This window comes from Agrobacterium sp. T29, from assembly GCF_006970545.1.
Taxonomy (GTDB): Bacteria; Pseudomonadota; Alphaproteobacteria; order Rhizobiales; family Rhizobiaceae; genus Agrobacterium; species Agrobacterium leguminum.
In genome coordinates, this window is record NZ_CP040640.1 from 2951798 (window position 1) to 2973976 (window position 22179).

General features: G+C 60.1%; 23 protein-coding genes. 8 read left to right on the forward strand and 15 right to left on the reverse strand.

Annotated features, from left to right (window positions below):
* The first annotated feature begins 104 nt into the window (after positions 1-104).
* Positions 105-1703, forward strand: a complete 1599-nt coding sequence (gene xseA, locus FGF54_RS14710; RefSeq protein WP_142780051.1) for an exodeoxyribonuclease VII large subunit — start codon at positions 105-107, stop codon at positions 1701-1703.
* On the opposite strand, the gene FGF54_RS14715 is transcribed toward xseA, so the two are convergent.
* The 3 genes from FGF54_RS14715 to FGF54_RS14725 form a co-directional block, all read right to left on the reverse strand.
* Positions 1704-2906, reverse strand: a complete 1203-nt coding sequence (locus FGF54_RS14715) for a mandelate racemase/muconate lactonizing enzyme family protein (protein WP_142780052.1) — start codon at positions 2904-2906, stop codon at positions 1704-1706.
* Positions 2907-2963: 57 nt separating this feature from the next.
* Complete coding sequence (locus tag FGF54_RS14720) at positions 2964-3671, reverse strand: FadR/GntR family transcriptional regulator (protein WP_003520144.1); 708 nt, start codon at positions 3669-3671, stop codon at positions 2964-2966.
* A gap of 107 nt (positions 3672-3778) precedes the next feature.
* On the reverse strand, positions 3779-4279 hold the full coding sequence (locus FGF54_RS14725) for a MarR family winged helix-turn-helix transcriptional regulator (protein ID WP_168208112.1): 501 nt from the start codon (positions 4277-4279) through the stop codon (positions 3779-3781).
* Positions 4280-4360: 81 nt separating this feature from the next.
* Here FGF54_RS14725 and FGF54_RS14730 point away from each other — a divergent pair, with 81 nt between their 5' ends.
* Positions 4361-5224 (forward strand): EamA family transporter, encoded by an 864-nt coding sequence (locus tag FGF54_RS14730; RefSeq protein ID WP_142780053.1) that lies wholly within the window; start codon positions 4361-4363, stop codon positions 5222-5224.
* A gap of 6 nt (positions 5225-5230) precedes the next feature.
* Here FGF54_RS14730 and FGF54_RS14735 read toward each other — a convergent pair whose 3' ends face one another.
* From FGF54_RS14735 to FGF54_RS14745, 3 genes are all read right to left on the reverse strand, one after another.
* Positions 5231-6469, reverse strand: coding sequence for an aminopeptidase (locus FGF54_RS14735; protein WP_142780054.1), 1239 nt, complete (start codon positions 6467-6469; stop codon positions 5231-5233).
* Between the two features lie 88 nt (positions 6470-6557).
* Entirely contained in the window at positions 6558-7034 is a 477-nt protein-coding gene (ybaK, locus tag FGF54_RS14740; RefSeq protein WP_020812408.1) for a Cys-tRNA(Pro) deacylase, read from the reverse strand.
* A 12-nt stretch (positions 7035-7046) separates the two neighbouring features.
* Positions 7047-7394: an ArsC family reductase gene (locus FGF54_RS14745; protein WP_142780055.1), complete on the reverse strand. Its 348-nt coding sequence runs from the start codon at positions 7392-7394 to the stop codon at positions 7047-7049.
* Positions 7395-7631: 237 nt separating this feature from the next.
* On the opposite strand from FGF54_RS14745, the gene FGF54_RS27235 reads away from it, so the two are divergent.
* Entirely contained in the window at positions 7632-7799 is a 168-nt protein-coding gene (locus FGF54_RS27235; RefSeq protein WP_003503889.1) for a hypothetical protein, read from the forward strand.
* Positions 7800-7997: 198 nt separating this feature from the next.
* On the opposite strand, the gene FGF54_RS14755 is transcribed toward FGF54_RS27235, so the two are convergent.
* Both FGF54_RS14755 and FGF54_RS14760 read right to left on the reverse strand, forming a co-directional pair.
* A complete protein-coding gene (locus tag FGF54_RS14755; RefSeq protein ID WP_142780259.1) occupies positions 7998-8714 on the reverse strand; it encodes a 2'-5' RNA ligase family protein in 717 nt (238 codons plus the stop codon).
* Between the two features lie 91 nt (positions 8715-8805).
* The gene (locus tag FGF54_RS14760; RefSeq protein ID WP_210247423.1) at positions 8806-9507 is read right to left on the reverse strand and encodes an isoprenylcysteine carboxylmethyltransferase family protein; all 702 of its coding nucleotides are present in this window, start codon (positions 9505-9507) and stop codon (positions 8806-8808) included.
* Positions 9508-9864: 357 nt separating this feature from the next.
* Here FGF54_RS14760 and FGF54_RS14765 point away from each other — a divergent pair, with 357 nt between their 5' ends.
* The 5 genes from FGF54_RS14765 (at position 9865) to FGF54_RS14785 (ending at position 15026) form a co-directional block, all read left to right on the forward strand.
* Complete coding sequence (locus tag FGF54_RS14765) at positions 9865-10443, forward strand: TetR/AcrR family transcriptional regulator (RefSeq protein ID WP_142780056.1); 579 nt, start codon at positions 9865-9867, stop codon at positions 10441-10443.
* 143 nt (positions 10444-10586) lie between these two features.
* Positions 10587-11075, forward strand: coding sequence for a hypothetical protein (locus tag FGF54_RS14770; RefSeq protein WP_142780057.1), 489 nt, complete (start codon positions 10587-10589; stop codon positions 11073-11075).
* A 197-nt stretch (positions 11076-11272) separates the two neighbouring features.
* Complete coding sequence (locus tag FGF54_RS14775) at positions 11273-12091, forward strand: SDR family oxidoreductase (RefSeq protein ID WP_142780058.1); 819 nt, start codon at positions 11273-11275, stop codon at positions 12089-12091.
* 286 nt (positions 12092-12377) lie between these two features.
* Positions 12378-13925 (forward strand): methyltransferase regulatory domain-containing protein, encoded by a 1548-nt coding sequence (locus FGF54_RS14780; protein ID WP_142780059.1) that lies wholly within the window; start codon positions 12378-12380, stop codon positions 13923-13925.
* Positions 13926-13979: 54 nt separating this feature from the next.
* Positions 13980-15026 (forward strand): AraC family transcriptional regulator, encoded by a 1047-nt coding sequence (locus tag FGF54_RS14785; RefSeq protein ID WP_246666949.1) that lies wholly within the window; start codon positions 13980-13982, stop codon positions 15024-15026.
* Between the two features lie 59 nt (positions 15027-15085).
* Here FGF54_RS14785 and guaA read toward each other — a convergent pair whose 3' ends face one another.
* The 7 genes from guaA to FGF54_RS14820 form a co-directional block, all read right to left on the reverse strand.
* The gene (gene guaA, locus FGF54_RS14790; RefSeq protein ID WP_142780060.1) at positions 15086-16663 is read right to left on the reverse strand and encodes a glutamine-hydrolyzing GMP synthase; all 1578 of its coding nucleotides are present in this window, start codon (positions 16661-16663) and stop codon (positions 15086-15088) included.
* A gap of 83 nt (positions 16664-16746) precedes the next feature.
* Entirely contained in the window at positions 16747-17385 is a 639-nt protein-coding gene (locus FGF54_RS14795; protein WP_142780061.1) for a 5'-methylthioadenosine/S-adenosylhomocysteine nucleosidase, read from the reverse strand.
* The gene (locus tag FGF54_RS14800) at positions 17382-17831 is read right to left on the reverse strand and encodes a PaaI family thioesterase (protein ID WP_003520131.1); all 450 of its coding nucleotides are present in this window, start codon (positions 17829-17831) and stop codon (positions 17382-17384) included. The genes FGF54_RS14795 and FGF54_RS14800 overlap by 4 nt, the downstream gene beginning before the upstream one ends.
* 78 nt (positions 17832-17909) lie before the next feature.
* A complete protein-coding gene (locus FGF54_RS14805) occupies positions 17910-18362 on the reverse strand; it encodes a TspO/MBR family protein (RefSeq protein ID WP_142780062.1) in 453 nt (150 codons plus the stop codon).
* Positions 18363-18413: 51 nt separating this feature from the next.
* The gene (locus FGF54_RS14810) at positions 18414-19508 is read right to left on the reverse strand and encodes a DUF1513 domain-containing protein (RefSeq protein WP_142780063.1); all 1095 of its coding nucleotides are present in this window, start codon (positions 19506-19508) and stop codon (positions 18414-18416) included.
* Between the two features lie 4 nt (positions 19509-19512).
* Positions 19513-20634, reverse strand: coding sequence for an imelysin family protein (locus tag FGF54_RS14815; protein WP_142780064.1), 1122 nt, complete (start codon positions 20632-20634; stop codon positions 19513-19515).
* Entirely contained in the window at positions 20634-22157 is a 1524-nt protein-coding gene (locus tag FGF54_RS14820) for a di-heme oxidoredictase family protein (protein ID WP_142780065.1), read from the reverse strand. The genes FGF54_RS14815 and FGF54_RS14820 overlap by 1 nt, the downstream gene beginning before the upstream one ends.
* Positions 22158-22179: the final 22 nt, after the last annotated feature.

Here is a 22179-nt window from a genome sequence, read left to right on the forward strand (position 1 = left end):
CCATTTTCCTAACTCGTTAGTTGAGGATATGGTTTCATCGCCGTTAAAATGAGGCTGGCCGGCGCCGGCATTTCCGAATCGACGGGTTTTGGTTACAAACGGGCATGAGCGATATCTTCTCCCACGCAGCATTGAGCAATCTTGCCGAGTTCTCGGTCTCCGAACTGTCGGGTTCCATCAAGCGCACGGTGGAGACGGCTTTCGAGCAGGTGCGGGTGCGCGGCGAGATTTCCGGCTATCGTGGGCCGCATTCGTCCGGACACGCCTATTTCTCGCTGAAGGACGACCGCGCCCGTATCGATGCGGTGATCTGGAAAGGCACCTTCTCGCGGCTGAAGTTCCGCCCGGAAGAGGGCATGGAAGTCATCGCCACCGGCAAGGTCACAACCTTTCCCGGCTCATCGAAATACCAGATCGTCATAGAAAGCCTTGAGCCTGCCGGCGCCGGCGCGCTGATGGCGCTTCTCGAAGATCGCCGCCGGCGTCTGGCGGCGGAAGGGCTGTTCGATGCGGCCCGCAAGCGCCGGCTGCCTTTCATGCCGCATGTCATCGGCGTCGTCACCTCGCCCACGGGTGCGGTTATTCGCGATATTCTTCACCGCATTTCGGATCGCTTTCCGGTCCATGTGGTCGTCTGGCCGGTCAAGGTGCAGGGCGAAGGCTCGGGCGAGGAGGTGGCGAACGCCATTCGCGGTTTCAACGCACTCCAGCCCGGCGGTGAGATTGCGCGGCCGGATGTGCTGATTGTCGCGCGTGGCGGCGGCAGTCTGGAGGACCTCTGGAGCTTCAACGACGAAATCGTCGTGCGCGCCGCTGCCGAAAGCGAAATTCCGCTGATTTCCGCCGTTGGGCATGAAACCGATACGACCTTGATCGACTACGCCGCCGATGTGCGTGCGCCGACCCCGACGGGGGCCGCCGAAATGGCCGTGCCGGTGCGTGCGGAACTGGAAGCGCAGCTCTCCGGCCTTGCCGCGCGTCTTTCAGGCTCGGTCTCGCGGCAGATGGACAATCGCCGTCAGGGTGTGCGGGCGCTGGTACGCGCGCTGCCGTCGCTCGATCAGCTTCTGGCCCTGCCGCGCCGCCGTTTCGACGAGGCCGCGAGCGGTCTCGGGCGTGGACTGGAATTGACCACGCTGAACAAGCGCCGCGCCTTTGAACGGTCCGCTTCGGGTCTCAGGCCGGAAACCCTGCTGAACGGTCTCAAACAGCACAGGCAACGGATTACCGAGCGCATGCATCGGGCCGAGACCCTGGTGGAACGCCGTCTGCTGCAGGGAAAAGGCCGTGTCGATGCCTTCGATTCAGCGCTGCGTTCGCTTCCCGCCCGGCTGCTCGGCCAGTTGGAGCGGCAGAAGGAGCGGGTCGTCACCGGCGCGCGCCGGGCCGATACCGCCGTATTGCACCGCATGGCGCAGAACCGTGCAGGCCTTGCCGCCCATGACCGCATCCTGCAATCGCTGTCTTATAAAAACGTGCTGAAACGCGGTTATGCCGTGATCCGCGATGAAGAAAACCGGCCGCTGACCCGCGCTACCGCTGTCGCTTCAGGTGCTGTGGTCTCGATGGAGTTTGCCGATGGCCGCGTCTCGGCCATCACGACGGGGGAGGGCGCGCCGTCCCCTGATAACCCCGTAGTGTCAAAAAAGAAGCCGGCCAAACCGGCTTCTTCCGATCCGGGCAATCAGGGCAGCCTGTTCTGATCAGATCGACGCCGCATCCGAAAAACGCCGGCTGACGGTGAAGATCTTTTCGATATCGGGATGCAGTTCCATGCCAAGGCCGGCGCCCGGAGGCACGGTTATCATGCCGTTCTTCACCTCAGGCAATGCCGTGACGAGATCGCGATACCAGGTATTGTAGAAGGCGCGCACGCTTTCCTGCACCAGCGCGTTCGGCGCGTTGAGCGACAGATGGGTGGAGGCGCAGAGCACCACCGGCCCGGTGCAATCATGCGGGGCGACCGGCAGATGCCAGGCTTCCGCCATCGAAGCGATCTTGCGCGCCTCGGAAAGCCCGCCGCACCAGCTGATGTCCAGCATTACCACACCGGCAGCACCTGTCTCCAGCAGATCGCGGAAGGCCCAGCGTGAACCGAGCGTTTCCGAGGCGGAAATCGGCGCAGGCGAAACGGCGGCATAACGCGCCAGGCTGGAAAGACTGTCCATCTTGATCGGGTCTTCATGCCAGAAGGTCTGGTAGGGAGTGAGCGCCTTGGCGATCTGCATGGCGGGCAGAAGCTGCCACATGGAGTGAAACTCCACCATGATATCCATCTTGTCACCCACCGCCTTGCGAATTTTCTCGAAAGGCGCAAGCGCGCTTTTCAGGTCCGGCATCGAGATATATTGCCCGCGCGTCTTTTCCGCCGCCGCATCGAACGGCCAGATCTTCATGGCCGTGATGCCCTCTTCCAGCAGCGAATGGGCAAGCTCGTCGGCGCGGTGCAGGAAGCCGTTGAGGTCGTCGTAATCCTTGCCGCTGGAGAGGCCGTAATTGGCCGTCTGCTGCCCCGTGGCCTTCTTGATATATTCGGTGCCCGCGCAGGTATTGTAGGTGCGAATTTCCTTGCGGCTGAAACCGCCGAGCAGCTGGGCGATGGGCTGATTTGTGGCCTTGCCGAAAATGTCCCACAGCGCAATATCGAAGGCGGAGTTGCCGCGCACTTCCGCGCCCGATGAACGGAAGCCGAGATAGCCGACGAGGTCCTGCGCCAGAAGGTCAATCTGAAGCGGATCGCGCCCGATTACGCGCGGGGCGATATATTCATGCACATAGGTCTCCACCGTCTCCGCTCCGAAGAAGGTTTCGCCGAGCCCGGTAATGCCCTCATCCGTATGGACCAGAACCCAGAGCAAGTTTGTCCGTTCCGCCACGCGGACGGTCTCGAGTTTTGTGATTTTCATGAAGTGTCTCCTCCTCCAGAGGCAGGTCGTGTTCCGTCTGGAACGGTGTTTGAAAAATCAGGCGATGCCGGCTGCCAGAAGCGCGTGCACGCTTTCATCGAAATGCCGCGCCATCAGTGTTGAAGCCGTTTGCGGATCGCCGGCGGCAATGGCCTGTCCGATGGCGATGTGAAGCTCGCTTGCGGCATGGCGCTGCGCATCGGATGTGCGGCTTTTCCAGCCGATTGGCCATGTCTGGCGCGTCACGTTCTGGAAAGCCCCAAGAATGAGTTCGAAAACCGGGTTCTTGGAGGCCCTGGCAACGGCGATGTGAAAAGCAAGGTCGTGTTCCATGACCTTGTCGTTGTCGCCGAAATCCCGCTCCATATTGTTGGCATGGTCGAGAATGGTGAGCGCTTCCGCATCCGTGCGCCTCAGTGCCGCGAGCGTCACGGTTCTGACTTCGATCGTGCGGCGCACATCGTAGATCTGCTGGATGTTGATCTGCTCGGTGTGAATGCCATGTTCGAACATCAATGACATTGCACCGTGATCCAGCGTCGCCACCGTCGCGCGCTTGCCGGCGCTCACGTCGATCAGCCGCATGGCCGACAGAGAACGGAAAGCTTCCCGAACGACGGTACGGGAGACACCGAGCTGCTGCGAGAGCGAAAGCTCGCTGGGGAGCTTCGCTCCCGGTGCAAGTTCGTTTTCGCGGATATGGCGGGTGATAGCGCCGATCGTGCTGCTGACGAGACCGGATTCATGCGAAATGGCAGTTAACATTTTTCCTCCAACCTGTAGTACAGGTTTATGGAAAATTGCTTACAGGATTTTTGGGAGCGAAACAAGCGCCATCACGGAGCCATTGTGTGTTTGTCGGGCCGAAAAGCCTACTTTTCGAAATCCCGCAGAAACCGTTTCAGCAGCCGGTTCAGCGTCGCACGCTCTTCTTCGCTAAGGCCGGCGACCAGGCGATGTTGGTTTTCGACGTGAGCGCCTGCCGCTTCCTCGACAATGGCAAACCCCCGTTCCGTCAACGATATCAGGACGCTGCGCCGGTCGTTCGGGTTATGGATGCGCTCCACCAGCCCGGCTTTCTCGAGCTGGTCGATCCGGTTGGTCATGGTGCCGGAACTCACCATCGTCATGGCTAGGAGATCGCCGGGGGAGAGCCTGTAGGGTGAGCCGGAGCGCCGCAATGTCGCCAGCACATCGAAAGCGGAAGAGGAAAGCCCGTGCTTCAGCAGCACCGCCTCCACCTCCCGGCCGAGATGGGTGGTGAGACGGTTCAGGCGCCCGAGCAGCCCCATGGGGCCGACATCGAGATCGGGCCGCTCCCTGCGCCATTGCGCCAGAATGTGATCGACATGGTCCAACGGTTCTTTGCTCATCACCAAGGCATAACAATTGATGTCTTGACGTCAAGATAAAATCGGCTAGATTATATTTATCTTGATGTAGAGATTCTTGAAATGAAGAAAAATACGACCTATGCCACCAATGTGCTGGTGACAGCCCTTGCCCCCGCCATCTGGGGAACCACCTATTTCGTGACGACCGAATTTTTGCCGCACGGTTATCCCTTTCATGTCGCGATGCTGCGCGCATTGCCGGCCGGCGTGCTTTTGCTGCTTTTCGTGAGAAAGTTGCCGCACGGTATCTGGTGGCCGCGCAGCTTCATTCTCGGAGCGCTGAATTTCTCGTTCTTCTGGGCGATGCTTTTTGTGTCGGCCTATCGGCTGCCGGGCGGCGTGGCGGCGACGGTGGGTGCAGTCCAGCCCCTGATCGTGATTGGCCTTTCCCGGCTGTTTCTCGCCGCACCCGTCCGGCCGCTGGCCATCGCGGCCGGTTTTCTGGGCATTGTCGGCGTCGCGCTTCTGGTTCTGGCGCCGGGCGCTGCGCTGGATGGTATCGGTGTGGCGGCAGGTCTTGCCGGTGCCGTCTCCATGGCTTTTGGAACGGTGCTGACCCGTAAGTGGCGGCCGCCGGTGTCGAACCTCACATTCACCGCCTGGCAATTGACGGCGGGCGGCCTTCTGTTGCTGCCGGTCGCCTATTTCCTGGAACCGGCCCTGCCGACGCCGACAGCGGCCAATATTCTCGGCATGGCCTATCTGGGACTTATCGGTGCCGCTCTGACCTATTTTCTGTGGTTTCGCGGGCTTGCCCGCATCGAACCTTCCGCCGCCGCATCGCTCGGTTTTCTAAGCCCGGTCGTTGCAACCCTGCTTGGCTGGCTGGCGCTCGGCCAAAGCCTCACGCCAGCGCAGATCGCCGGTTTCGGTGCGGTGCTTTTCAGCATCTGGCTCAGTCAGCGCAGCCAGTTGCCGAGATAGGTGTCGTCAGGCCCATTCGCCCTTGCGCATCACCGGAACCGTGGAGCCGTCCGGCTTCACACCGTCAATATCCACCTTGTCGGAACCGATCATCCAGTCGATGTGGATCAGGCTCGAGTTGCCGCCCTGCGCCTTGATCTGATCTTGCGACAGCGAAGCGCCGTCGAGGAAGCATTTCGAATAGCATTGGCCAAGCGCGATGTGGCAGGAGGCGTTTTCATCGAAAAGCGTATTGTAGAACAGAATGCCGCTTGCCGAGATCGGCGAGGAATGCGGCACCAGCGCCACTTCGCCGAGACGCCGCGCGCCCTCATCGGTGTCGAGCACCTTGTTCAGCACCGCTTCGCCCTTCGAAGCCTTGGCTTCGACGATGCGGCCGGCTTCGAACTTCACCTGTATGTCGTCGATCAGCGTTCCCTGATGCGACAGTGGCTTGGTGCTGGAGACGTAACCGTCGACACGCAGCGCATGCGGGGTGGTGAAGACTTCTTCCGTCGGGATATTCGGGTTGCAGGTCACGCCATTCTTGGCGGTGGAGGCGCCACCATGCCATTCATGGCCGTCCGCCAGGCCGATCTTCACATCCGTGCCGGGGCCGGTGAAATGCAGCGCAGAGAAGCGCTCGCCGTTCAGCCATGCCGAACGTTTGGCGAGATTGGCATTGTGCTCGGCCCAGGCCGCGACCGGGTCGGCCAGATCCACCCGCGATGCGGCGAAGATGGCATCGGCAAGCTTGCGGACCGCTTCGTCTTCCGCGAGACCGGGGAAGACCTGCTTTGCCCAGGAGGGGTTCGGATAGGAGATGATGTTCCAGTTGATGTCGAAATTGGAAATCTTCTCCAGCGCCGGCTTGTAGGCCGTGGAGTTGGCCTTGTTGGCGCGGGCTACTTTGGCGGGGTCCTGTTCGGCCAGCAGCATGGGGTTGTCGCCGGCAATGGCCAGCCGCGCCGCGCCATTGGCATAGGCCTTCGCCATGCCTTCGTAGAGCCAGCCGGAAGCCCGGTCGAAATTGGCGTCGCTGGCGTGGCGATAGCGGGCAAGCGTGGTTTCTTCGTCGGAATAGAAGGTGGTGACCAGCCCGCCACCCGCCATATAGGCGTGTTTGGTCAAAAATCGCACCAGCGGCAGGGCCGCCAGCGGTGCGGTAATCACCAGATCCTGATCCTTCTGCAATTGCAGGCCGACCTTGACGGCGACTTCAGCCAGTTTTTCGAGTTTGACGGGATCGATGGGGGAAACGGTCATGATCTGCCTTCGTCTATTTCAATAGGAGGCGCCGACCATAGCCCATTCCTTCCGAAAGCCAAATGCTTTCAGGCGCGCCTCCTGCGCTTCAATCGGCGACCAGCGGCGCGGCAATCGCCTTCAGTGCGCTTTGGGCATCGCGGGGCGAAAGCCTCACCTGCAAGCCACGCTGTCCGCCATTCATGTAGACATAATCATGCGCCATGGCCCCGGCCTCGATGGCCGTCGGGACCTGTTTCTTCTGCCCGAAAGGGCTGATGCCGCCGACATGGTAACCGGTGGCTCGTTCCGCATCGGCAGGCTTCATCATGCTGGCGGATTTGCCACCGAAGGCGGCGGCCAGCTTTTTCATGCTGACCTCGCGATCCGAAGGGACGACGACGCAGACCGGTTTGCCATCCAGCTCCGCCATCAGCGTTTTCAGCACCAGATGCGGTGGCTCACCGATCGCCTCGGCCGCCTGCAGGCCGATGCGGTCGGCATTCGGGTCGTAGTCATAGGTGACGGTGGTGAAGGCAACACCGGCCTTGGTCAGCATCTGGGTGGCACGGGTTGTTTTGGACATGGCGGGCTGCGTTCACGCAAAAAGGGTCTGGTAGGTTTCAGGCTTGAAACCGACGGTTATCCTGTCCTTCGCTTCCAGCACGGGACGCTTGATCATGGAGGGCTGCTCCAGCATCAGCCCGATGGCCTTTTCACGGGTGAGATCGGTCTTCTGGCCGTCGTCGAGTTTTTTGAAGGTCGTGCCGGCCCGGTTGAGAACCGTTTCCCAGCCCGCGGCATCGCACCATGTTTCCAGATGGGCACGGTCGATGCCGGCCGCCTTATAGTCATGGAAAGAATAGTCGACACCGTTGGCTTCCAACCAGCTTCTGGCCTTCTTCATCGTGTCGCAGTTTTTGATGCCGTAAATCGTGACCGTCATGCCTTCTGCCCCTTCGTCTCTAAAAGCACTTCCGGCATAACAAAATATCCGTCTTATTCAACCCGCCTGCTGAAGTGCCCTGCGCATATACCCGGTCATGGTGCTTAAGCCATGCAAAATCGCAATGGCTGATATCCAAACGAGCGCGAGCAAAGCTGCATGGCTTCCCTGCTGCATCATGAGTTGTAGAACGGGCCGGAAATGCCCATTATCTGGGCATCAAAGATGGAGAGAAAAATGCGTCAGGTTGCAAAGACATCGCGTAACTTCTTCGGTGAAACTTTCGCCGTTCTCGGTGCAGCGCTCTCGGTTTCGGCCGCTGTTCGCGCACATCGCAAGCCCGCCCGCGCCGATCTCGAAGCCCTCGGCATCGACGGTAAGGCTTTCGACAAGGTACAGCTCTAAGCTGGTCATCATCCGTTGCGAGGCGATAGCGCCTCGCTTGCGCTCAGGATTGATAACCGGATCGGTTTTCGGCTGGCGCGGCGGATGTGCAACTGGCGCGAAAAGCGTCGGATTCGCACAGCAAGGTTCCGTATAGTTCTCAATGGAGAATGCGGAAAAATTGTCGGTATCAGAGCGCTATGCCGCTTCAGGTGCATGTTATCGCACCGACGCCCTTTGTGTCGGCCGTTTCGAAGGTCCGATCACTTTTTCCGGCAAATGTAGCTGGCTTTCAGGCCGTTCATAACGCTCCGCTTTCGGCGAGAGTGCGAAGCGCCCGAGCAACTCATGCCGTGTTTCGCCATTGTGGCTGAAAACGAGTTCGAAGCTCCCCGCAAGCCAGCTATAGGGCTTATCAGTCGGCATCAGCTCAATTTTCCCGCAGCCGTAGATCACGGTGAGATGTGGCGTAAACGACGATGCGGCGACATAGGGCAGGTTTGCCCGCCGCAGGGCGCGCTGCACCATTTTCGCCAGAGCCTTAAGTTCCTGCATCTCGCGGCTGCTGCGTAGCGCCAGACTGTTGCGATTGCCGAAAAGCGATGTTCCATCGAATGTGATCGGCACGGGCCGCGCCTTGATCTCCCCCAGCGCTGCCTTCAGCCTTTCTACCAGCCCGTGAGGCACGGTCTCGAAACCTCCGATACAGAGCAGGGTTATATGCAGAAGCTCCGGCGGATAGGCCTCACGCTTCGTCCGCCCTGCGGCATGGCGCGACGCATCGGCAAAAATTCGTTCCGCCAGGGCTGCCGGCGGTTTCACCGTGATCAAGAGCTTGCTGCTAAATCGCGGATTGAAACGCCGTATTTTCTCCGGCTCCCATCCTTCGAAGAAAAGCTGCCTTAAACCTCCTTCATCTGCCAACCCGAAACCCATAGCGATGCTCCACGGCCTTTGCCCGGGCCGGGATATTATCACTAACGGCAATAATTTAAAGAACAAAAAGAGAACAATTGTCTTGTGGCGCTTACCAGATGCCGGGAAATAGCCGATAGCGCCTTTCACGGGCATAATCAGCATAACCGGGCAATTCGGCCTGGAGCAGACGATCTTCCCAGCCGGTGCGCAGGATCAGCAGGGCGATGGCCAAAGCGGCGGGGAGCAGAGCCACCAAGGAACCCAATGCGAGCGGTATGCCGGTGAACATGGCGATTGCGGCCGTGTAACCGGGGTGGCGCACGATACCGTATGGGCCTGACGTGATCACCCGCTGTCCGCGCTCGCTTTGGATGCGGACACCCGGCTCGAAGAACGGATTGACGGCCTGGGCCCACGCCGTAACCCCAATGCTGCCGGCAAGCAGGATATACCCGAGCAGAACGGTCCAAAGCGGCACGACGGACCACCCCATCCGGCCGGCGTCGAGTGCCGCAACCGGGATTTCAGCGGCAAAAGCGAGAAGGATACCGGTGACGAGGAATAGGTCCCATGTCTTGGTGCCGGGCTGGAACCGGCTGCGCGCGCGGAAAATGACCGGATTCACACGCGCCAATACCAGCGCGGAAAGGCCAAAGGCCGCGACGACGACCGCGAGGAAAACCCAGCCCGGACACCAGCCGATCCGGCCCGCAGGCAGAAAGATCAGGGCCATCAGGCTGAGCGGTGCAATAATGGCGTAGAGGATCGCGGCGGCGCGTGACATTGGCTTCGGATCGACATCGTGTGTCATCGATGGGCTCCTCCCATTGTCCTTTGCAGGCGCACGTAGCCTGTCCTAACGGACTGCATGGCACTGGCTAAAGCCGTGCCGGACCGACGGTGCTCTGCGAAGGACAGTCGAAATACTGGCGAAAAGGGGCACAAAGTCAAACGTGCAAGCGGCTTCGTGGCTCGTCAACCGCATGACACAAGCTTCTGGACCCGGACGATGCGGCCTCGGTTCGGGGCGCGGATCAGCTGCCATCGGCCTTGGAATAGGCCCGCCACATCCGCCACGCGCACTCGGTCTCCGGCACGCTCTTGTAAGCGTTCATAGGCTAAACCGCCTGGCATTGACATTCTACCTACTAGTTGGTAGGTAGTTCTCATGAAAAATCCACAGACCAAGGCCGATGAAATCCTCCGTTGCGCACGCTCCCTGATCATAAAGGGCGGCTACAACAGTTTCAGCTATGCCGACATTTCCGCCGTGGTCGGCATTCGCAATGCGAGCATTCACCATCACTTTCCCGGCAAGTCCGATCTGGTCCAAAAACTTGTCGCTCAATACAGGCAGGAGGCCGAAGCCGGTATCGCCGAACTGGAGCGAAACATTTCCGATCCGCTCGAACAGCTCCGCGCCTATATCGGCTATTGGGAGGGCTGTATCGCCGAGGCCACTCATCCCTTCTGCGTCTGCGCTCTGCTCGCCAGTGAAATTCCGGTTCTTCCTGAAACGGTCGCTCTTGAAGTGCGCGCGCATTTTCGAAATCTCTCCGACTGGCTCACCGCCGTTCTGGAACGTGGCGTTGCCCAGGGGCGCCTCGCGCTGAGCGGGACCGCCAGAGCGAACGCTGAAATCTTCGTGGCCACCGTGCACGGCGCGATGCTTTCCGCCCGTGCTCACGGTGATGCGACGACTTTTGGCGCAATAACCCGTCCCATGCTGGAGCGCATGACCGCTTAAGCTCGCAGTTTCGCGAGGGAGCTCGATGCATGACCTGAGCGGCACGCCACCGAGAAAATAGACCGTATCAAGCTGGCAGATTTGTCAATGACAGTCTGCTTCCCGGACCACCACGTCCGTTTGGACGAGAAAGGCAATCTCTCATGTTCGGAATTTCTCCGCTCGGCTGGATCCATACGCTTGGAAGCCTGCCGGCCATTCCCGCCGCCATTTACATGTTTGCCCGCCACGGTCGAATCGTTCCCCGATCAGCGCTAGGCACCCTCTATCTTGTCTCCATGCTGATCGGCGCTGCGACGGTCTTCCTCGTGGCGCATCAGCCGATCAGTTACGGCGTTGGCGTCCTGACCATCCTGTTCCTGCTCGCAGGTTACGGCATCGAAGGCGTTCTGGGTTCAACGCGCACGGCCAGATATATTGAAACCATCTGTCTCAGCATCAGTGCGTTTCTTTTGATGGTCCCGACGGTCAGCGAAATCCTGCGCCGTGTTCCAGACGGTCACCCTCTGGTTACGGACCTGAAATCGCCGCTGCTTCTCGGCGCTCAGGCAGGGTTGCTGGCGATCCTTGTGGTCGGCCTGACCGCCCAGATCATCTATCTCGTACGGCAAAACAGAAACGCCGCGAACTAGTCGCGGCGTTATATCCCAAGTCTGTGTCCGACCCCAGTGGTGTTGCTGCAGCCACGGCGGATTGGGCAAGGGCTGCCTACCCTGCCAAGATCATGGAACGGTTGGCGTGATCCGATTGTATATTGGCGCGCTTCGATACTGCCACCCAAAACCCAGTCACATAGAGTGACGCTTGTCACGAAATTGGGAAGCACAAGATGACTGGAACGATCCTCATTACCGGAACTTCGAGCGGCCTCGGTCGTGCCACGGCCAAGCTCTTTCAGGCGAAGGGATGGAACGTCATCGCGACGATGCGCGACCCCGAGTCCGAAACAGAACTGACGAAGCTTGCAAACACCCTCGTCACCCGCCTCGACGTTCAGGATTTGACGTCGATCACCGCTGCGCTGGTAGCCGGTCTGGCAAGGTTCGGGCGCATCGACGCCCTTGTCAACAATGCGGGCTACGGCGCTTACGGTCCTCTCGAGGCAACGCCCTTTGAGAGCATGCGCCGCCAGTATGACGTGAACGTCCTTGGCCTCATGGCAACGACCAAGGCCCTTTTGCCGCATTTTCGGAAAAACCGCGGCGGCACCATCGTCAACATCTCATCGATGGGTGGGCGGATCGCCTTTCCGACCGGCACGCTCTATCACGGCACCAAATTCGCGGTGGAAGGCTTTTCCGAAGCGCTGCAATATGAGCTTGCGCCCCTCGGCATCCGTGTGAAAATCGTCGAGCCCGGCATGATCAACACGGATTTTTCCGGTCGGTCCTTCGAACACAACAACGATCCGGCACTCGTTGAATATCAGCCCCTTATTCAGGGCATGTGGGATCTTGTGAGTTCGATGAAGGAGCAAACCTCGTCGCCGGAGGCGATTGCCGAAATCGTTTACGAAGCGGCAACGGATAAGAGCGACCGGCTCCGCTATATCGCTGGCGCCGATGCGAACCAGTTCCTCGCCGCGCGCTATGCGTCAAACGACGCAGAGTTTTTTGCTGCTCTGAAGGAGCAAGTCGGGATGGCTTAAGTCGTCGCGTCTGCGGCGGGCGGACCTATCGGGCGATCTTCTGCGACTCCCCTCGTGTGCCTCCTGCCCGATAAATATCAACGCGTCTGGAACGGAATGGAGGCGGAATCGGGCCTTGGTTACAAGCCGTCCCAAACCCATCGCATCAAGGCCCTTTATAGGGAGCGCCCCTGCCAGGCGCGTTGAGCGTGAACTCCGATCCAGTTTGGGAACAAAGCGGCAGGCTGCCCGCCGATGTTTTGAATTGATCGGCCCAGATTATAACCCGTCGCAAAGCAGGTGTATTTTGACGAATTGGACGCAAGGCTATGTAGACGGTCTGGACTACACGTTCGATTTTTACCGGGAGTTGACGCCTGCTTTGCTGGGTTTTGCGGCTCTTTGCAGGGGACAGAAATTTGCCCTGGAAGGCCGGCTACTAAACTATTGCGAGCTTGGCTGCGGCCAGGGCTTTTCGACCAATCTTCTTGCCGCCGCCAACCCTGATATCGAATTTTATGCCAATGATTTCAATCCCGCCCACATTGCCGGCGCAAGATGGCTGGCCGGTGACGCCGCACTTGCCAATGTCCATTTTTACGAGCATGCTTTTGCAGATTTTGCCGACGAACCCTCGCTTCCCGATGGATTCGATATCATCGCCCTCCACGGGGTCTATAGCTGGATATCGGCGAGGAACCGCGGCGAGATCATCGACTTCATCTCCCGCAAGCTGAAGCCCGGCGGTCTGGTCTTCATCAGCTACAACACGCTACCTGGCTGGGCGTCCGCCCTGCCTTTGCGGCGCATTCTTATCGATCGGGCAAATCGGCGTTCGGGACCACTGTTGCCGCGCATCGAGGAAGCTCTCGCGTTCGCGGACACGCTTCTCAAATCGGATGCGGGATATTTCAAAAGCAATACCTCAGTGAAAACGCATTTTGGTCAGATGCAGCCAATGTCGCGCAACTACCTCGCGCACGAATATTTCAACGAGGACTGGCATCCCATGTATTTTTCTGACGTCGTCAGGGAATTGTCTGCCGCGAAGCTCTCATTCCTCGGATCGGTCGATTTGCTCGATGCGGTGGAGAGCCAGTTGCTCAGCTCCGAGCACCAGGCTTTATTGGGGGCAGAGGCGGATCCGATACAGCGCGAGACGTTGAAAGCCTTCGTGACGAATGAGCAGTTTCGTCGGGATCTGTTCGTAAAGGGCGCGATCCCCCATTCGGTTCGAAGTTCGGCGGGCGGTTGGATCGATTCCCGGTTTGCGCTTTCCAGACCGCGCGACGTCGTTGCCGCAGCCCTGAAAAGGCGTTTCTCAAATCAGCAGCTCCAAGAGGCGATTTACGAGCCGCTGCTGAATGTTCTGTCTGGCGGTCCCGTCGCTATGCGGGAAATTTTGACTGATAATATCGTTGGCCGTTCTCTCTCCTGGGGGCAGGTTACGGATACGCTGAGCGCGCTCGTCGGCGCGGGATACCTCCAGCCATGCTTGCGGGATGAAGGACAGGCGAGGCGCGAGAAAAGCTGCGGCGCGTTCAACGCTGCTGTTTGCAAGAGCGCGAAAGACAGCGAAACGCTACAATTTCTCGCCTCTCCGGTGACCGGCGGAGGTGTCCGGCTGGACAGGTTCGAACAGCTTTTTCTTCTGGCGATAGGCGACAGTAAAGAGCAGCCGGACCAATGGGCCTACTATGCCTGGTCAGTGCTCGCTCCCCAGGGACAGAAATTGTTGAAGGAGGGAAGAGCGCTCGAAACTGACGAAGAGAATGTAACCGAGCTTGTTGCACGGGCGAACGCATTTGCCGATAATCTGCTTCCAGTATGTCGCACCCTTCGCATCGTGCAATAGATACATAAAACGTCCAGTCGGCATTGCTGAAAGCTGCGGGCAGTGTTCTTCTCCATGAAACATGCGCTGCAAGTGAATGGCTTAAGTCGTCACGCGCGAGAAACCAGAATGGCCCCATCGCACACCTACGCACTCGACACGACGACATGGCGGATGGTCCTCAAGGACCTCGGTATCTCCGCGGCCAACGTCCTGCGGCGCGCCGGCCTGTCGGGCGATCTTCTGCAACACCCCTCGGTTCGCCTCCTGCCGGATCATTTCCACCGCCTCTGGAACGGTATGGAGGCGGAAGCGGGTGATGAACTTTTCCCGCTGCGGGTGTGCGAAGCGATCCGCAGCGAAGCTTTTTCGCCGCCGCTTTTCGCCGCTTTGTGCAGCCCGAACCTCGTAACAGCCGTCCGTCGCGTCGCTCAATACAAGCGGTTGATCGCGCCAATGCGCCTCGAAGTGTCGGAGGAGCATGATAGGATGACCCTGGAACTCTCATGGACCTGTGCGGCCCAGCCGCCCGATTCCCTGATCCTGCTGGAATTGCTCTTTTTCGTGGCGCTCGCCCGCATGGCGACGCGCGAGGCGTTGATGCCAGTCGCGGTAACGACGACCGCCCTGCCTTCGCCGATAGCCCCCTATGGAGCATTTCTAGGGGTCAGCCTGACACAGGGAGCGCGCCACCGGATCGTCTTCGGCGCGGCCGATGCGATCCGCCCCTTCCTCACCTCAAATGCGCAAATGTGGGCAACCTTCGAGCCGCATTTACGTCAGCAGCTCGCCGAACTCGATAGAGAGGTCACGACGTCGCAACGTGTTCGTGCGGCCCTTCTCGAGGGAATCCCGAGCGGCCGTATTTCCATCGAGGCGATCGCCGAAAAACTCGTGATGAGCAAGCGGACCCTACAACGGCGCATCGAATCCGAAGGCGCCAGTTATCAGCAACTCCTGGCAGAGACGCGCGAAGCGCTTGCGCACCACTACCTCAGAAAGACAACCCTGCCTGTGGCGGAAATCTCTTTCCTGCTCGGCTTCGATGAGCCGAATTCCTTCTATCGTGCCTTTCGAACTTGGACAGGAAAGACCCCGGATAGTGTCAGGTATAAACAGTGATCGGAGCCGCCAGGCCCCACGGGGCGCGGCGGCTCAGACCGGCGTTTGGTAGGCTAAAATCATTCCCACTCGATCGTGCCGGGCGGCTTGCTCGTCACGTCATAGACGACGCGATTGATGCCGCGTACTTCGTTAATGATGCGGGTTGCCGCGCGGCCAAGGAAATTCATGTCGTAGGGATAGAAATCCGCCGTCATGCCATCCACCGAGGTCACGGCGCGAAGCGCGCAGACGAAGTCATAGGTGCGGTAATCGCCCATGACGCCCACGGTCTGCACCGGCAGCAGCACGGCGAAAGCCTGCCAGATGGTGTCGTAGAGACCGGCCTTGCGGATTTCATCGAGATAAATCGCATCCGCCTTGCGCAGAATATCCAGCTTCTCACGGGTAATCGCACCGGGGCAGCGGATTGCCAGGCCCGGGCCGGGGAAGGGGTGGCGGCCGATGAAGCTGTCCGGCAGGCCGAGTTCACGGCCGAGCGCGCGCACTTCATCCTTGAAGAGCTCGCGCAGCGGCTCGACGAGCTGCATGTTCATCCGCTCGGGAAGGCCGCCGACATTGTGGTGGCTCTTGATGGTGACCGAGGGGCCGCCGGAGAAGGAGACGCTTTCGATGACGTCAGGGTAAAGCGTGCCCTGCGCCAGGAAATTCGGTGCGCCCTTGCCATCGGCGGCGATCTTGGCCGCTTCGGCCTCAAAGACCTCGATGAACAGGCGGCCGATGGTCTTGCGCTTCACTTCCGGATCGGAAACGCCCGACAGTTCGCCGAGGAACAGGTCGGCGGCATCCACATGCACCAGCGGAATATTGTAGTGGTCGCGGAACATGCCGACGACCTGCTCGCTTTCGCCAAGCCGCATCAGGCCGTGGTCGACGTAAACGCAGGTGAGCTGGTCGCCGATCGCCTCATGAATGAGGATGGCCGCAACCGAGGAATCGACGCCGCCGGAAAGCGCGCAGAGCACGCGGCCGGTGCCGACCTGCTCGCGGATCTTGCGGATCATTTCGGCGCGATAGGCCGCCATCGTCCAATCGGATTTGAGCCCGACGATCTTGTGCACGAAGTTGGAGAGCAGCTTGCCGCCGTCAGGCGTATGCACCACTTCCGGGTGGAACATGGTGGAGTAGTAGTGGCGCTTCTCGTCCGCGGCGATGGCGAAAGGTGCGTTCTCGGAGGTTGCGATGACCTCGAAACCTTCCGGCAGCTTCGTCACGCGGTCGCCATGGCTCATCCAGACGGGATAGCTCTTGCCCTGTTCCCAGAAGCCTTCGAAAAGCGGACTTGCCTTCTTGATGTCGATATCGGCGCGGCCGAATTCCGCCGCATGGCCACCCTCGACCACACCGCCGAGCTGCGTGCAGAGCGTTTGCTGGCCATAGCAAATGCCGAGGATCGGAACCTTGCTGTCGAACACCGCCTGCGGTGCGCGCGGGCTTCCTTCCGCCGTCACGGATGCGGGGCCGCCGGAGAAGATCACGCCCTTGGGCTGAAGCTTCTCGAATGCCTCTGCGGCATTCTGGAACGGATGGATTTCGCAATAGACCCCGGCTTCGCGGACGCGGCGCGCAATCAGCTGCGTCACCTGGCTGCCGAAATCGATGATGAGAATGCTGTCGGGATGGGCTATCTGGGTCATGGCGAGCCTTTAAAGAAAATGGCGGCTTTAGGCAACCCGGGAGCGGGCGTCAAACAGCGGAAATTTGCGAAAATCGCGAGGTTTCAAAGGGCAATCACGCCGTCCTCTATGGCGCGGCAAAGCCGATAGACGGCATCCGCCAGCTTTTCATCGATGATGTGCAGGTACTCCGTCCAGTCGTCCACATGGTTCACATCCACCTTGCCATCGGAAATGCCGCGCAGACTGACGAGCGGTACGCCGAAGCGCTGGCAGGCCCTTAATACCGCAAAGGTTTCCATTTCCACCATATCGGCGTCGATCAGCCCGTAGGCCTCACCCGAAACGACATTGGCGCCCGTGGAAAGCCGCGCCTCGGCAATTTCGGGTATCCGCAAAGGCAAGGCCACTTCGGCAGGCAGATCGAGCAGCGGGGTGCAGCCCTTTTCGAAACCGAAGGCGGAGGCGTCCATGTCGCGATAGGAAACCGAAATCGCCTGATAGATGCCGGTTTGCTCCAGCGTTCGCGAACCGGCGGAACCGAGCGAAACGACGAGGTCGGGCAGGTGATCGGCCGCATCGAGACCGGCAAGGACGGCCGTGACGGCAATCGCCGCCTCGACCGGGCCGATACCGGTCATCAGCGGCGCAATGCGTGCCTGAAGATGGGGACCGTATTCGGGGGAAGCCGCCATGACGAAGAGGACGGATTTATCCGCGACATGCAAAAGCCGGTAGCTCATCCGGTAATATCCTCGCGACCCTTCACCACCATCATCGTGCCCGTCATGGAGGCGATCAGCTTCGCCGGTCCGTCGGACAGCGCATAGGCGCGGCCATCGGCGACGATCAGGTTGTTCCCTGGCTTGATGATCTCGCCGCGAAAGAGGAACCGCTCGCCGCGCCCGGGCGACATGAGATTAACCTTGAACTCGATGGTCAGCAGCGAGGCTTCCGGCTCGATGATCGTATAGGCGGCATAGGTGCAGGCGGTGTCCAGACCGGCGGCGATGACGCCGGCATGCAATATGCCGTGCTGCTGCGTCAGCTTTTCATGAAAAGGGAGTTCGATTTCCACCAGCCGGTGTTCGATACGGCTGATCTCGGCGTTAATCGCCTGCACCACGCCCTGCCGCGCAAAGCTTCTTTCTATCCGCTGACGAAAATCGCCGGGATCCGTGATCTCCATGGCCTACCTGCCTGCTTCTGCCTCATCGCAAACTGACATGGCGCGTGGCGGCAGGCAAGGCAAGGGCGGTGCGGGGATTTAGTTCAACATGCCGATGCTTGCATTCAACACCGTGGCAAAGGCGACCCACACGGCATAGGGCAAGAAAAGCCACATGGATATGCGGTCACGACGGTAGGCGAGCGCCACAAAGGCGACGATGCAGATCAGCATTGGAATAATAATGATGAGTGCACCTGCCGGGCTCTGCATTCCGAAAAAAATCGGAGACCACAGGAAGTTCAGCACCATCTGCGTGAACCAGAGCCGCATGCGCGTTCCCATCGGCTTGCGGATCCATGTCCGTGCGCCGGCAATGCCGATCAGCACGTAAAGCGCGGTCCAGACAGGCCCGAAAATCCAGTTGGGCGGATTGAAGAAAGGCTTCTGCAGCGATTGATACCATGCGCCGGGCACATTGTTGACGCCGATCAGCGCCCCCACGGCAACAACAGCAACCACAAAAACGACATAGACGGCAAGGTTTCTCATGATCCGTCCAATGCGCCGGCCGGGCTTTTGTTCCCCTTTCTTTTCAGTATTTTAGCTGGACAGACGCACGATGTGCTGGTCCCACGCCACGTCGCTGCGCCGGGTCTCGAAAAATCCGTCATAGGAAGAAACCGCAATGCCTCTCGCGGCGGGCGCGACGCCTGCCGCTTCCCGCACGGTCGTCTCGGAAACGACGCGCCCGGTTTTCGCATCCAGCGTCACGGCGGCGTTGCCGTTGGGCGAGGTCAGGCCCACCAGCCCATCGCGCCGGTTGACGGCAATAGCCCCGACATAATTGGCAAGGCGCACCGTCGTTTCTTCCGGCAAATCGACGAAGGTGAGAGCCTCGCCCCTGGAGAAATGGCCGACAAGCGGCGGGAGATCGTTGCGCGGTCCCTCATATTGGCAGGCGAACCAGATACGCCCGTCATCGCCGAGATCGACATGGCGGGTGGAAAGCTGCCGCAGATGCGCCGGCATGGCGTGTTTCTGGATCACTTGCCCGGTCGAGGCGTCCAGAAGCACGAGGGACGGCTGCATATTGTCGATATTGAGTTTGGTTCGGCCGAAATCCGGATGGGTTTCGATGCCGCCATTGGCGATCACGATCAGCCGGCCGTCATCGCTCACCGTCATGTCATGCGTGCCGATGCCATGCGCATCATATTCGCCGATGCGGGCAAAGCCGTTGCGGGTGTCATAAAGCCCGATAACGCCGCGATTGCCGTCGAAGTCGTTTTCGCTGGCATAGAGGATTGCGCCGTCAGGGGAGAATTGCCCGTGGCCGTAGAAGTGGCGGTTTTCCGGTGTGTGCATCACGATCGGTTCGCCGCGCCGCGCGGGGTCGAAGGCCATGAAGAAGGTGCCGGGCCGGCGCGCAAAGGCCACGGTCATGCCGGTCGCATGGCTCGTCGCCATTCCATGGGCGCGGGCAGGAAGCGCCACGCGGTCGATGATCTCGCCGCGCTCGCTCACCGTCGCAATGCCGTAGGACCCGTCACGGGCGCGGAAGGCGGAGGCAAAGACCGCGTCTGTCCGCTCCAGCGCATAAAGTGAACGGGGAGCCAGCGCGGCGAGGAAGGGAACTCCCGCCGCTTTGATGAAGCTGCGCCGATCTATCAGCATCCGTTTGGTGCCGGAGATCATCGGCTCAGTCCCCATCGGCGAAGGAAAAGCCGGAGCTGAGGCCGATGGCGCCGCCATATTGATCGTTCAAGCGGTAGATCAGGTCTTTGCCATTGAGCAGCAGATAATCCACCTTGGCACGCTGATCGTCCTGATCCAGCGCCTTTTGCACATCCGTATCGATGGTCCCGGCAACGCGGATCATCGATTTGGCGATGAAATCGATGGAGTTGACGATGGAGCGTTGATCGGGCGGTACGAGTTCGACCATATCCGCCGTGTGCAGCAGGGTCTGAACCGCCTTGATATTGGTGGAAATGCTCTGCCATGTCAGGCCGGAGCGCCAATAAATGGCGGTGCGGGGAAATCTTGCCTTGTCCGGTCCCTTATAGAAGGTTTCGATCCGCTGGTCGCGAATGGCTTCGGAGCCATGGACGAGAATGCCGAGCAGGGCGACCAGCGCCTCGCGCTCGTCGCGAAAGACGGGGTTGTCCGCTCCGGGCTGGGTCCAGTTTTTCTGCGCGCCGTCAGGCGCATTCCAGCTGTCGGAAAGTTCCGTCGCCACATTGGCGATATTACCGGCGATGGCCGCACCGTAACGGCAGCGGAAATCACCCTTCCTGTCGAGCAACTCTTCCGCTCCGGTTCCGTAAAGCACGAACTCAAGAGCGCCGAGCCCCTGCGCCGCAACGCTCTTGCCGCTCAGGCCATCCGCACTCGTGACGCTTTCATCCTTTTCGGTGAGATAACGCTGCACCTGTTTCAGCCCGAGACCCTTCTTGTCGGGATAATAAAGCACGCGTTCGAAACGGTTCTTCTCGATGACAGGACCGACACGCACGATCTCGATGGTCGACCAGCTTGACACCGTATCGACAAAGGCCGCCTTGGCCGCCGCTGCGGTCGTTTCGGAGGGAGCGGTGCAGAAAGCTTTCATGCGGCCTTCCAGCGTCTCCGCCGACTGCCGGAAGCGGTCATAGCCGGGACGGATGAAGCCGTTCACCGCCTTTTCCATCACGCCCTGCACCTTAACCGGGTCTAGCGGCGGCGGCGGCATCAGCTCCACATCCTGCGCCCTTGCCGGCGGCGTGGTCAGAAGCAGCAGCACGGACATGACGCCAGAAATTTTTCGCATGGCATTTTTCATCAAAGGGACTCCAGAAAGGCCAGCAAAGCCTGCCGGTCGGATTTTTGCAAGGCGGCAAAGGCGTCGCGCGCTTTTTGCCCTTCGCCGCCGTGCCACAATATCGCTTCCGTCAGGCTGCGCGCCCGCCCGTCATGCAGGTAAAAACCGTTGCCATTGACCTTTTGCGTCAGGCCTATGCCCCAGAGCGGCTGGGTTCGCCACTGCCGTCCGCTGGCTTCGCCCACCTGCTGGCCATCTGCAAGTCCTTCGCCCATGTCATGCAGCAGAAAATCGGAATAGGGCCAGATCAACTGGAAAGAATGCATGGGGTTGGCGGCGTCGCGGCGGGTGACGAATTTCGGGGTGTGGCAGGCCGTACAGCCGGAGGCGTAGAAAAGCTGCTTTCCCTGCAGAACCGTCGGATCATCGACATTGCGGCGGCGCGGCACGGCGAGATTTTCAGTGTAGAAGGTCACGAGGTCGAGAACCGGATCGGGCGCCTCCACCGGCCCGAGCCTTAGCTGCACACCGGTCGGCATGGCAAGACAGTCCTTCTGGACGTCCGTGCAGTCGCCATAGGCATTCGGCGCATCCGGTGTGGAAATGCCTATATCGTGGGAGAAGGCGCTGGCGCTCTGGTCTCGCACGCTCGCATTCTGCGCTTTCCAGCCAAACCGCCCGAGTTTCACCTCGCCGGTGCGATGGTCTTTGACCCATGCGGGACGCCCGGCAATGCCGTCGCCATCATTGTCGTCCGGGTCGGCCTTGGCCAGAATATCGGCCTCGGCAATGGCCTCGATCAGGCCGAGCCCGAGGGTGGGCATGGCGATGCGCGCCGAAAGCGTCGTGTCGGCGCCAAGCGGACCATATTGCAGGTTCGCCACGGCATAGCCGGGCTTTCGCAGCATCACCACCTCACCATCCGCCAGCTGAACCGGCTCTTCCGTATAGGTGATGACCGGCTTGCCTTCGGCGGCGAGGCCGGGAATGGCCAGGTTCTGAAGCTGCCGGCCATAGGTCTCATCGGGAAAATTTAAGGTCTGGTGGCTGGCAATGGCCTGTCGTTCGGCTTCATTGCGTGCCGGTCGCGCCAGCCGCAGAAACAGCGAGACGGCGTCTTCTCCGTCAAGAGGCGGTCGACCCCTGCCATCCTTCATATGGCAGGTCTGGCAGGATCGAGCGTTAAACAGCGGCCCGAGCCCGTCCGAGGCCTGTGTGGAGGACGGAGAGGAGACCCAGAGCTTCTGGAACAGCGCATTGCCGAGCTTGAAATCCTGCTTCCGTTCGAGCGGCATGGTGGCGGAAGGATGCGAGAACGCGCCGCTGTCGGCCTTGCTGGCGCTGGTCGTCGCTCCGCCGGCCATGGCCTCGAAAGGTTCCGGCCCGGTAAAATCCGCCGTTGGCGCGGTCACCGCCAGCACACGGCTTCGATCTTTCTCCGTCAGGTCGTTGCGCAGCGGTTCGGCAAGCGCCATCGACGCCACAAGGCAGGCTGCCCCGGCGAAGAAGAATGGCTTGCGGATCGGCGGCAGCAAAAATTGCATGACAACAAGGGCGGGTGAAAAG